Consider the following 10,420-nt stretch of genomic DNA (forward strand, 5'->3'; position numbering starts at 1 on the left):
TGATCGCGCATTCTGCTACTGGAAAGGAAATATCATGGCCAGGAAATTTCCACTGCACCCCGCCCACCCGGAGCGCATCTGCTGGGGCTGCGACAAATACTGCCCGGCCGACTCCATGCAATGCGGCAATGGCTCTGGCCGCACCCAGCATCCGGCGGAAGTGCTGGGCGAGGACTGGTACGAATACGGCGACTGGGGGCTGGAGGTGGAACCGGAACAAAAATCGCTGACGCTGCCGGAGACTGACTGAGTCGCGGCATACCCTGCTGCCAGGCATTGGCCAACAGATAGCGTGCCGTAGCCTGACCGCGGATGACGGCGGCCAGAGAGGCCGGTGTAGGTGTGACGCGAGATCTCTATTTTTTTCCGATATCGCTCTGGTTAAGCAGGTGGATCAATGTAAAAAGCTGCGGCGCTGTCGTGTGATGGCGGCCATGCAGTGGGTGGATAAGACACTGCTGACCTCATGGTTAAAGCGTTGATACGTATCAAGGTGGGAGATATGCCTGCGGGATGAAGATGCCGGCTATCAAGCATTACTGTCACGCTGGAGCCCTAACCATGAAGACCCCGCGCTTGTCCTGGCTGCCAAGAAGTGTATTGCTGGCGGCCCTGCCTTTTTCCGTGATGCAGGCCTGGGCGGATACTGCCGCCACCTCGACTTCCGCCCCGGAAGCGAAATACCAGGGTGCGGCTTCGCCGCTGGCTTCCGAGCCCATGCACCAGAACATCAACCCCAAGGCCCCGCCGATGACCGAGGCCGAATTCGGCCTCGCCAAGCAGATTTACTTTGAACGCTGCGCCGGCTGTCACGGGGTGCTGCGCAAGGGGGCTACCGGCAAGCCGCTAACCCCGGATATCACACTGGGTCGTGGTACCGAATACCTCAAAACCTTCATCAAGTATGGCTCGCCGGCTGGTATGCCCAACTGGGGGACTTCAGGCGAGCTGACCGATGCCCAGGTAGACCTGATGGCACGCTATGTGCAGCAGGAGCCGCCGACACCGCCGGAATTCGGCATGAAGGACATGCTGGGTACCTGGAAGGTGCTGATTCCGCCGGAAAAACGCCCGACGCATAAAGAAAACAATCTGGATGTGGCCAATCTGTTCTCGGTCACCCTGCGTGACGCTGGCCAGATTGCCCTGATCGACGGTAACAGCAAGAAAATTGTCAGCGTGCTGAAGACCGGCTACGCCGTGCATATTTCCCGCCTGTCGCAATCTGGCCGCTATCTGTACGTGATTGGCCGCGACGGCAAGATCAACCTGATCGACCTGTGGATGGCCAAGCCGGATACGGTGGCGGAAATCCGCATCGGCCTGGAAGCCCGCTCGGTGGAAACCTCCAAGTTCAAGGGCTTTGAAGACAAGCTGGCGGTAGCCGGGGCCTACTGGCCGCCGCAATACGTGATCATGGACGGCAACAGCCTCAAGCCGCTGAAGATTGTCGGCACCCGTGGCATGACGGTGGATAACGAATACCACCCGGAACCGCGTGTGGCGTCCATTGTGGCCAGCCACTACAAGCCGGAATTCGTCATCAATGCCAAGGAAACCGGCAAGATCATGATGGTGAATTATTCCGACCTGTCCAACCTGAAAACCACCACCATCGACGCGGCCAAGTTCTTGCATGACGGCGGTTTTGATACCACCGGTCGTTACTTCATGGTGGCGGCCAACGCCTCCAACAAGGTGGCGGTGGTGGATACCAAGCTGGACAAGCTGGCTGCACTGGTGGATGTGGGCAAAACCCCGCACCCGGGCCGTGGTGCCAACTTTGTCGACCCGCAATATGGCCCGGTATGGGCTACCGGCCACCTGGGCGACGACAGCATCAGCCTGATTGGTACCGACCCGGACAAACACAAGGCCCAGGCCTGGAAAGTGGTCCGTGTGCTGAAGGGGCAGGGTGGTGGCTCGCTATTCATCAAGACACATCCGAAATCGCACAATCTGTGGGTGGATACCACGCTGAATCCGGATGCCGCCATCAGCCAGAGCGCTGCCGTGTTTGATATCAACCACCTAGACAAGGGCTATGTCAGCCTGCCGATCGGCGAATGGGCTGGCCTGGGCGATGGGGCCAAGCGCGTGCTGCAGCCGGAATACAGCAAGGACGGCAGCGAAGTGTGGTTCTCGGTATGGAGCGGCAAGGACAAGCAATCTGCCATCGTGGTGGTGGATGACAAGACCCGCAAGCTCAAGGCAGTGATCAAGGACCCGCGCCTGATCACACCGACCGGCAAGTTCAATGTATTCAACACCCAGCATGACATTTATTGATCTGGGATAAATCTTTCTTGATCGTTCACTGTTGAAATCCGGCAGACAGTACATTGTCTGCCGGAATAAGGAGAATACGATGAAATATGCACTGATCGCTCTGGCCCTGTGTGGGGCTGTTTCCGCATCGCTGGCGCAAGCTGCCACCGGGCCGGAACTGGCCAAACAATACAACTGCCTGGCCTGCCACAGCGTGGATGCCAAGGTGGTTGGCCCGTCCTACAAGCAAGTGGCCGCCAAATACAAGGGCCAGAATGTCACGGCCAAGCTAATGCAGAAAGTGAAGGCCGGCGGTTCTGGTAGTTTTGGTGCCATTCCGATGTCGCCTAATCCGCAAGTGCCGGATGCCGACCTCAAGCAGCTGGTGACATGGATTCTGGCCCAGTAAGGCGCAGCCTGCGGCTGCTGGCACTGTTGGCGTTGTTGAATGCCAGCCTGTGCCAGCAGGCTGTTGCGGCGGCACCGGCAGAACCCCGTGCCGGTGTGCTGCTGCAGCTGCTGCATAACGACTGCGGTGCCTGCCACGGCCTCAGCCTCAAGGGCGGGCTGGGCAGCCCGCTTACCCCCCAGGCGCTGGCTGGCAAATCAGCCGACAGCCTGGTGGCCACCATTCTCAATGGCCGCCCCGGCACCCCCATGCCGCCATGGCGGCCTTTCCTTTCCGAAGAAGAAGCGCAATGGCTGGTTCAACTCTTGCAACAGGGCGGCGCACGCTAGCCCGCCTGCTGGCACCGCTGCTGTGCCTGGCACTGGCCGCCTGTGCCAGTACGCCGCTGCGCGGCACGGGCGACCTTGGCGTGGTGATCGAACGTGCCAGTGGCAGCGTGCAGATTGTCGACAACAGCCACGCACAATCGCTGGCGCGGGTGCAGGGCCTGGGTGATTTGTCGCATGCCTCGGTGGTGTTTTCGCGTGATGCCCGCTATGCCTATGTGTTTGGCCGCGACGGTGCCATCAGCAAGGTGGACCTGCTGACGGCCCGGCTGGTGAAGCGGGTGGAGCAGGCCAGCAACAGCATAGGCGGTGCCATTTCCAGCGACGGCCGGGTAATTGCCGCGCAAAACTACAGTCCGGGCGGGGTGAAGCTGTTTGATGCCGACAGCCTGCAACTGTTGTCCAGCGTCAGCACGGCAGCCGTTGGCGGTAGCGAATCCAAGGTGGTGGGTCTGGCCGACATGCCGGGCAACCGCTTTGCCTTTGCCCTGTACGACAGCGGAGAAATCTGGCTGCTGGATGCCAGCACGCCCCGCGCGCCCAAGGTCCAGCGCTTCGAGCACATCGGCAAGCAGCCTTACGATGGCCTGGCCAGCAGCGATGGCCGCTATTTTATTGCTGGCCTGTACGGCGAAGATGGCCTGGCCTTGTTTGATAGCTGGCATGCCGATGCTGGGGTGCGGCGTATTCTGGGCGGCTATGGCCGTGGCCGGCAAACCCTGCCGGTATACAAGATGCCGCATTTGCGCGGCTGGTCGATTGCCGGGGATTATGCCTTCCTCCCCGCCATCGGTCAGCATGAGGTGCTGGTGGCGGATAACCGCAGCTGGGCGCAAGTGGCTACCGTGCCGGTGCTGGGCCAGCCGGTATTCGTGATGGCTGAACCTGGCGGCCGCCGGGTATGGGTCAACTTTGCCTTCCCCGACAATGACAAGGTGCAGGTGATTGATGTGCCGACCCGGCAGGTGATCAAGACCCTGCAACCGGGCCGCGCCATCCTGCACATGGAATTCACCGCCCGTGGCGATGCGGTATGGTTGTCCAGCCGTGACGACAACAAGCTGGTGGTGATCGACACCGCCACGCTCACCACGCGCAGCACGCTGCCTGCGCTGGAGCCGTCCGGCATTTTCTTCACCCAACGCGCCAGCCGCATGGGGATGTGATGCAAGACTTGCCAAGCCTGACGGCACTGCCGCCGCGCAGCCTGAATGCACTGGATCGCTGCCAGAAACAGTTTCCGCTCAGTGCAACGCCATTTGCCGATATGGCTGCCCTGCTGGGGGATGGCTGGACTGCAGATGAACTGATGCAGTTGCTGCGCGAGGCGCAACAGGCCGGGCTGTTATCCCGGCTGGGGGCGGTGTTTGCACCCAATACCGTGGGCAGCAGTACCCTGGCCGCGCTGGCCGTGGCACCGGAGCGACTGGATGCGGTGGCTGCCTTTGTCAGCAGTCATGCCGAAGTCAACCACAACTACCAGCGCGATCACCATTTCAATCTGTGGTTTGTGGTGACTGCCAGTGACGTAGCTGCGGTGACTGATGTGCTGTCGCGCATTCATCTGGCCACCGGGCTGACGCCGCTCAACCTGCCTTTGCTGCGTGAATACCATATCGACCTGGGCTTTGCGCTGGATGGCAGCACTGCCGTGCGCCAACCACAGCGCGCGCCTGCACCCATTCGCCCGGACTGGCGCCAGCAGCGCCTGCTGGCTGGCCTGTGTAGCGGCTTGCCGTTGCAATTGCGGCCCTTCACCTTGCTGGCCACCCGCTGCGGCCTGACCGAACAGGAAGTCCTGCAGCAGTTGCAGGACTGGCAGGCCGGCGGCGTACTGCGCCGTTTTGGTGCGGTACTGCGCCATGCCGAGCTGGGCTATCGCCACAACGCCATGTGCGTGTGGCAGATCGACAATGCCGCCAGCCGCGAGGCTGTTGCCTGGCAACTGGCTGGCGAACCCGCCGTGACGCTGTGCTACGAGCGCCCGGCGCGACTGCCGCACTGGCCTTACCAGCTGTTTTGCATGATTCACGCCAGCGATGCGGCCAGCCTGCAGGCTGCCCTGGGACAGATCATCCAGCGCCATGGCCTGCAGCACTACCCGCATGCGGTATTGCCCTCCCTGAAACGCTATACCCAACGCGGAGCCTGTTATGGCCATCACGCATAGCCAGGCCAAGCTCAACCCGCTGGAAATCAGCATTGTCAATCAGTTGCAGGGTGGCTTCCCCTTGTCCAGCCATCCTTATGCTGCCGCTGCCACCGCACTGGGTTGTAGCGAAACCGCACTGCGTCAGGGGCTGGATGACTTGTTGCAGCGACAGGTGCTCACCCGCTTTGGCCCGCTCTACCAGATAGAACGCATGGGCGGCTGCTTTGTGCTGGCCGCACTGGCGGTGCCGCCCGCGCGTTTTGATGAGGTGGCCGCCGCCGTCAACAGCCTGCCAGTGGTGGCGCATAACTATCAGCGCACCCACAAGCTCAATATGTGGTTTGTCCTGGCCGCTGCCAGTCAGGCGGGTATTTCCGCCGCCTGCAGCGCCATCGAACTGCTCACCGGCCTTACCGTGCATGCCTTTCCCAAACAGCGCGAATACTTTGTCGGCATGCGCTTTACCGTGGGCGGTCAGGCGGCGGTGGGGCAGGCCAGCGCCGGGCGTGGCAGTGTGGACGATAGCCAGCAGGTGCCGGAACTGGACGATGACGACTGGCGGCTGATCCGCGCCACCCAGGCCGGTTTGCCGCTGGTGGAACAGCCCTACCGCCAGTTGGCCGACAGCCTGCAACTAGCGGAAGACATGGTGCTGGCACGGCTGGGGCGCATGCTGGAGCAGGGCGTGATCCGCCGCATTGGCGCAGTGCCCAATCACTACGCCATCGGCTACCGCGCCAATGGCATGGCGGTGTTTGATGTGGCGGACGATCAGGTGGATGAACTGGGCCAGCAACTGGGACAGCTGGATTGCGTCAGCCACTGCTACCGCCGCCCGCGCCATCTGCCGCACTGGCCGTACAACCTGTTTGCCATGGTGCATGGCGGCAGCCGCCGGGCAGTGCGCGAACAGCAGGCGGCTTTGCTGCAACTGCTGGGCCCGGCCTGTCGGCGTCATTCCTTGCTGTTTTCCACCCGTATCCTGAAGAAATCCGGCCTGCGCGTATAAACCGGGGTGGTCTCGTTGATACGGGTCAAGGAGCCGGATGCGGCTGCCCCGGCACACTGTATGCTGTCGCCATTGCCGGAGCCTGCCATGCTGCGCCTGACACCTTATCTGCAAAGTCTGCTGAACCCGGCAGCCGCGCCCGCCCGCAGCGCCAAGCCCAGCGGCCCGGTGGTGATCTGGAACCTGATCCGCCGTTGTAATCTCACCTGCCAGCACTGTTACTCCACCTCGGCCAACAAGGATTTCCTGGGCGAGCTGTCCACCGCCGAAGCCTGTGCGGTGATGGACGATCTGTACGCCTTTGGCGTGCGGGTGCTGATTCTGTCCGGCGGCGAACCGCTGCTGCGGCCGGATATCTTCGAGCTGGCCGCCCGTGCCAAGGCCATGGGTTTTTATGTTGGCCTGTCCAGCAACGGCACACTGATTGACGAGCGCAATATCTCGGCGCTGGCGGCGGTGGGCTTTGATTATGTCGGCGTCAGCCTGGATGGCATTGGTGCCACCCACGACCGCTTCCGCCGCCTGGCCGGTGGCTACGAACTGGCCTTGCGCGGCATGCGGCTGGCACGCGATGCCGGGCTGAAGGTTGGCCTGCGCTACACCATGACCGAAGACAATGCCGACGACCTGCCAGCGCTGCTGCAATTGCTGGCGGTGGAAAACATCGACAAGTTTTACTTCTCCCATCTCAATTACGCCGGTCGCGGCAACAAGCACCGCGCTGACGACGCCCGCCAGCCGCGTACCCGCTGGGCAATGGAGCTGCTGATCGAGGCCTGCCTGCAGCATATCCGCGCGGGCAAGCCACGTGATTTTGTTACCGGCAATAACGATGCCGATGCGGTGTACCTGCTGCACTGGGCGGCCCGCCATTATCCAGAGCAGGCCGCGCAACTGCGCCAGCGCCTGCTGGCCTGGGGCGGCAATGCCAGCGGCGTTAACGTGGCCAATATCGACAACCTGGGCAATGTGCACCCCGACACCATGTGGTGGAAGGTGCAACTGGGCAATGTGCGCGAGCGGCCATTTTCCGCCATCTGGCGGGATGAATCCCATCCGCTGATGGCTGGCCTGCGCCAGTCGCCGCGTCCGGTGGAAGGCCGCTGTGCGGCCTGTCAGCACCTGGCCATCTGCAATGGCAATACGCGGGTGCGCGCCTGGGAGCTGACCGGTAATTTCTGGGCGGCAGACCCGGCCTGTTATCTGAGCGACGAGGAAGTCGGCGTCGCCAGCGGCGTGCATGCGCTGGCCCCGCTGACCCCCTGGCGTAAGGAGGCTGTGTGATGAAACGCTGGCTAACCCTGTTGGGCATGGCGTTGAGCCTGCCACTGTATGCTGCTCCCGCCGCCGACGCGGACCCATCCGCCGCTGCGCGGCTATACGGCCAGCATTGCCAAAGCTGCCACGGTGCCGACCGGCTGGGCGGCATGGGCCCGGCCTTGCTGCCGGAAAGCCTGGAGCGGCTGAAAACCGCCGAGATCAGCAACACCATCCGCCAAGGCCGTACCGCTACCCAGATGGCCGGTTTTGCCGGGCAACTGAACGAGGCGCAAATCAGCCAGCTGACGGCCTATGTGCAAAGCGCCCCGGCCACGCCGCCGCGCTGGAGCGAGGCCGACATGCGCGCTTCGCACCGCCAGCCGGTGGCGCTGTCCAGCCTGCCGGCCAAGCCGCAATACCGTGCCAACCCGCTTAACCTGTTTGTGGTGGTGGAGGCGGGCGACCACCATGTCAGCGTATTGGATGGTGATCGCTTTCAGGTGCTCACCCGCTTTGCCAGCCACTATGCCGTGCATGGTGGCCCCAAGTTTTCCCCCGATGGCCGCTTTGTTTATTTCTCCAGCCGCGATGGCTGGGTAACCCAGTACGACCTGTACAGCCTGCAGGTGGTGGCGGACATTCGCGTGGGGCTGAATACCCGCAATATCGCGGTATCGGACGATGGCAACTGGATTCTGGCCGGCAACACCCTGCCGCAAACGCTGGTGCTGCTGGACGCCCACGGCCTGGCCCCGGTGAAAACCATTGCGGTGCGCGATGCCGCCGGTCATCCGTCGCGGGTGTCCGCCGTGTACGAAGCCGCGCCGCGCCACAGCTTTGTGGTGGCGTTAAAAGATGTGCCAGAGCTGTGGGAAATCAGCTACGACCGCCATGCCGAGCCGGTTTATTCCGGCCTGGTGCATGACTACAAAATGGGCGAGTCACTGGCGCAGCCGGGCTTTCTCACCCCACGGGTGACGCCGCTGTCCATGGTGCTGGACGACTTTTACTTCGACCCGTCCTACCGCCATGTGCTGGGTGCCTCGCGCAGCGGCCAGGCGCAGGTGATCAGCCTGGATGCACGCAGCAAGGTGGCCGACCTGCCGCTGGATGGCATGCCGCATCTGGGTTCCGGCATCAGCTTTGAGCGCGATGGCCATCGCATCATGGCTACGCCTAATCTCAAGGGCGGTCAGCTCAGTTTCGTCGACATGGACAGCTGGCAGTTGATCAAACAAGTGCAGTTGCCGGGGCCGGGCTTCTTCCTGCGCAGCCACGAAAACACCCCGTATGCCTGGGCCGACTCCATGATGAGCGCACACAAGGACACGCTGTCCATCATCGACAAGCGCAGCCTCAGCGTGGTGCGCCAGCTGGTGTTGCGGCCGGGCAAGACCACCGCGCATGTGGAATTCACCCGCGATGGTCGTTATGCACTGGTGTCGGTGATGGAGAATCCGGGCGAGCTGATTGTGGTGGATGCGCAAACCCTGCGCGAAGTGGCCGCCTTGCCCATGGCCAAGCCCATCGGCAAATACAATGTGTTTAACAAGGTGAATCGCTCGGAAGGGACAAGTCACTGAGGTCACTGCAACCGGACACAGCACCGCTTGATTTTGCGCTGCGGCTGCAAGGCCGTTAGCGGATGTGGGACAAGCCGGTCTACGCCATTTGGCGTAGCCGGCTGATGCTTATTGCGCATGGCGATGTCCTTGGCTGCGGCTTATAGTCGGCGGCTGGGCAGGGCATTGCGCCCGGCGTTCTTGGCGCCGCTAACAAAACCCCTGCGGTGGCGTTACGCCTTTTGGCCGTACCCTTGTACTGTCTGTGGCGGCGCGCCTGGCCCCAGGGACGCTACGCTATGTTGTTAGCTGCTTTTATGGAAAAGTCATGCAAACTGTCGATATCCCCTCGTTTTTGCGGCACCAGCCGCTGTTTCAGCAATTGTCCCCGGCGCAGATCGATGCGCTCGTGCCCTTTACCCACGAGGTACGCGGCAACAAGGGCCAGGTGATTTTCCAGAAGGGTGATCCCTGCGACGGCATGTTCCTGGTGGTGTATGGCCGGGTGAAGCTGGCCATTTCCTCCTCCCAGGGCAGCGAAAAAGTGATGGAAATCATCCATCCCGGCCAGAGCTTTGCCGAAGCGGTGATGTTTCTGGGCAAGCCCTGCCCGGTGATGGCGCAGTTGCTGGAAGATGGTTTCCTGCTAAAAGTGGAAGCCCAGGGTATTAATCAGGCCATCCAGAACGACCCGGCCTTTGCCCGTCGCCTGCTGGCGGGCTTGTCCATGCGGCTGCATGGTCTGGTGCGCGATGTAGAACGCTACACGATTGAAAGCTCGCTGCAGCGGGTAGTGGGTTATTTGTTGCAGAATGCCGATCTGGACGCCGCCATGCCGCTGGTTACGTTGCCGGTGAACAAGAACCTGATCGCATCGCGGCTGAACCTGACGCCGGAAACCTTCTCACGCATGCTGCACCAGCTGAGCGAGGCTGCGCTGATTGATGTCAACGGGCGTGATATCCAGTTGCTGGATCTGGAAGGCTTGCGCCACAGCGCGGACTAAGCGGCCCCGCCCGCGATGACAAGCAAAATAATTTGGTACGATTTCGCAGGGCCCGGCAACGCCGGGCCTTTCGCCTAAGTGATAGATTCCGCAGCCTGCCCATTTATTTCCTATCCCCCCACCCTTGCTTTGCCAATTGAAGCAGGGCGCCTCGCTTTGCGCCAAGAAATTAAGAGAGATAGTTTGTGAATAATCTGAAAGGCCGGGTTTAATCCGGCCTTTCAGGCTGTTGGCAAAGTAATGTGGTGCGATTTCACCAAACTTAGCAAAGCCGGGTATTCCGATTAAGTGATTGATTCCGCAGTCTTCCCCTTTATTTCCTATTCCCCCGCGCTTGCTTTGTCAATTGAAGCAGGGCGCCTCGCTTTGCACTAAGAAATTAAGAGAGATAGTTTGTGAATAATCTGAAAGGCCGGGTTTAATCCGGC

Annotated in this window: 10 protein-coding genes; all 10 read left to right on the forward strand. The window is 61.5% G+C overall.

The window, feature by feature from the left end:
* The first annotated feature begins 34 nt into the window (after positions 1 to 34).
* The 10 genes from ACODR9_RS16510 (at position 35) to ACODR9_RS16555 (ending at position 9,992) form a co-directional block, all read left to right on the forward strand.
* Positions 35 to 250 (forward strand): DUF3079 domain-containing protein, encoded by a 216-nt coding sequence (locus ACODR9_RS16510; RefSeq protein WP_488810496.1) that lies wholly within the window; start codon positions 35 to 37, stop codon positions 248 to 250.
* Between the two features lie 311 nt (positions 251 to 561).
* Entirely contained in the window at positions 562 to 2,289 is a 1,728-nt protein-coding gene (locus tag ACODR9_RS16515) for a cytochrome D1 domain-containing protein (protein ID WP_488810497.1), read from the forward strand.
* A 79-nt stretch (positions 2,290 to 2,368) separates the two neighbouring features.
* Complete coding sequence (locus tag ACODR9_RS16520) at positions 2,369 to 2,677, forward strand: c-type cytochrome (protein ID WP_488810498.1); 309 nt, start codon at positions 2,369 to 2,371, stop codon at positions 2,675 to 2,677.
* Positions 2,659 to 3,006, forward strand: a complete 348-nt coding sequence (locus tag ACODR9_RS16525; protein WP_488810499.1) for a c-type cytochrome — start codon at positions 2,659 to 2,661, stop codon at positions 3,004 to 3,006. The genes ACODR9_RS16520 and ACODR9_RS16525 overlap by 19 nt, the downstream gene beginning before the upstream one ends.
* Positions 2,967 to 4,169, forward strand: coding sequence for a cytochrome D1 domain-containing protein (locus ACODR9_RS16530; RefSeq protein WP_488810500.1), 1,203 nt, complete (start codon positions 2,967 to 2,969; stop codon positions 4,167 to 4,169). The genes ACODR9_RS16525 and ACODR9_RS16530 overlap by 40 nt, the downstream gene beginning before the upstream one ends.
* Positions 4,169 to 5,173, forward strand: a complete 1,005-nt coding sequence (gene ahbB, locus ACODR9_RS16535; protein WP_488810501.1) for a siroheme decarboxylase subunit beta — start codon at positions 4,169 to 4,171, stop codon at positions 5,171 to 5,173. The genes ACODR9_RS16530 and ahbB (ACODR9_RS16535) overlap by 1 nt, the downstream gene beginning before the upstream one ends.
* Positions 5,157 to 6,164, forward strand: coding sequence for a siroheme decarboxylase subunit beta (gene ahbB / locus ACODR9_RS16540; RefSeq protein ID WP_488810502.1), 1,008 nt, complete (start codon positions 5,157 to 5,159; stop codon positions 6,162 to 6,164). Before ahbB (ACODR9_RS16535) ends, ahbB (ACODR9_RS16540) begins: the two co-directional genes overlap by 17 nt.
* A 60-nt stretch (positions 6,165 to 6,224) precedes the next feature.
* Complete coding sequence (gene nirJ / locus ACODR9_RS16545; RefSeq protein WP_488810503.1) at positions 6,225 to 7,448, forward strand: heme d1 biosynthesis radical SAM protein NirJ; 1,224 nt, start codon at positions 6,225 to 6,227, stop codon at positions 7,446 to 7,448.
* Positions 7,448 to 9,007, forward strand: coding sequence for a cytochrome D1 domain-containing protein (locus ACODR9_RS16550; protein WP_488810504.1), 1,560 nt, complete (start codon positions 7,448 to 7,450; stop codon positions 9,005 to 9,007). The genes nirJ and ACODR9_RS16550 overlap by 1 nt, the downstream gene beginning before the upstream one ends.
* Positions 9,008 to 9,314: 307 nt before the next feature.
* Positions 9,315 to 9,992, forward strand: a complete 678-nt coding sequence (locus ACODR9_RS16555) for a Crp/Fnr family transcriptional regulator (protein ID WP_488810505.1) — start codon at positions 9,315 to 9,317, stop codon at positions 9,990 to 9,992.
* Positions 9,993 to 10,420: the final 428 nt, after the last annotated feature.

This window comes from Aquitalea sp. FG25 (genome assembly GCF_057809375.1).